Genomic DNA, 1,146 nt, shown 5'->3' on the forward strand with positions numbered 1-1,146 from the left:
CGCGGCCCTGTGGGCCGTCTCTCCGCTCCCGGTCCGCGCGGCCCGAGCCGTTTCCCGGACGGCTTCGACCCCGACGGCGTCCGCCCGGGCTGCTTCCACCCAGGCGGCTCCGGCGGCAGACGAATCCTGCCCCCTGACCGCGCCGACGTACCGCGCCGAGTTGGAGAAGACGAGCTACGAGGCCAGGGCGGGCAAGCCCTTCACGCTGCGCGTGCGCCTCACCCCGCCCGCGCCGCCGCCCGGCTTCTTCGTGACCGTGAACGTGGAGCGCGCGGCGGGGCCCGAAGGCGGCCCGGAAAACGGGCGCGTCGAGAGCCTGCCCGGCTACCCGGACACCGACGTGACCTGCTCCCTGCCCGGCGACTACCGCCTGGCCGTGACCGTGGCCCTGGTGGCCAAGTCGAGCTGCGGCGGGGTCAAGGCGGCCACGCTGCTCGAGCGCGAAATCACGGTCCGGGCCCGCTAGCCTCCCCCGGTTTTCTCCCGGCCCTGCCGTGCAGGCCGCCGCTTCCGGCCCCGCCTTGACATTTGCCGCCCCGGGGACGAGTGTGCCCGGGCCGCCCGAACGGCCGGACGGCGGCCCACGGCCCTTATCCATCTTCAAGGACACCGCCTCCGCACCAGGCAGACAACGGACCAGATGCATCCGCTCTTCCGCAACCAGAACCTGCGCCTGATCTTCGGCGTGACCCTCATGTCCGTGCTCGGGGTCTCGACCGTCATCCCGGTCATCCCGAACCTGGCCGAGGCCTTCTCGCTGGACCCGGCGCACGTCGGCCTGGTCATGGCCGCCTTCACCCTGCCCGGCGTCTTCCTGACCCCGGTCTGGGGCGTGGTCGCGGACCGGATGGGACGGCGCAAGGTGCTTTTGCCCTCGCTCGTCGTCTTCGCCCTCGCGGGCGCGTCGTGCGCCCTGGCCAAGAGCTTCGTCGTCTTCCTGGCCCTGCGTGTGGTGCAGGGCTCGGCCGCCGCGGCGCTCGGCGTCATCTCGGCCACGCTGCTCGGCGACTTCTTCCACGGCCAGGACCTGGCCACGGCCACGGGGCTGAACGCGGCCATGCTGGCCATGGGCATGGCGGGCTATCCGCTCTTCGGCGGCATCCTGGGCCTGCTCGGCTGGCGCTGGCCCTTCCTCCTGCCGCTCCT

General features: G+C 72.9%; 2 protein-coding genes. Both read left to right on the forward strand.

Going from position 1 to position 1,146, the window contains the following annotated elements; translation table 11 throughout:
• On the forward strand, positions 1–466 hold a 466-nt coding region (locus tag DSX2_RS13650; protein WP_020881666.1), incomplete at its 5' end, for a hypothetical protein.
• A 174-nt stretch (positions 467–640) separates the two neighbouring features.
• Positions 641–1,146 (forward strand): MFS transporter (locus DSX2_RS13655; RefSeq protein ID WP_020881667.1); only part of this gene is annotated, 506 nt, incomplete at its 3' end.

It is taken from the genome of Desulfovibrio sp. X2 (assembly GCF_000422205.1).
Taxonomy (GTDB): domain Bacteria; phylum Desulfobacterota; class Desulfovibrionia; order Desulfovibrionales; family Desulfovibrionaceae; genus Alkalidesulfovibrio.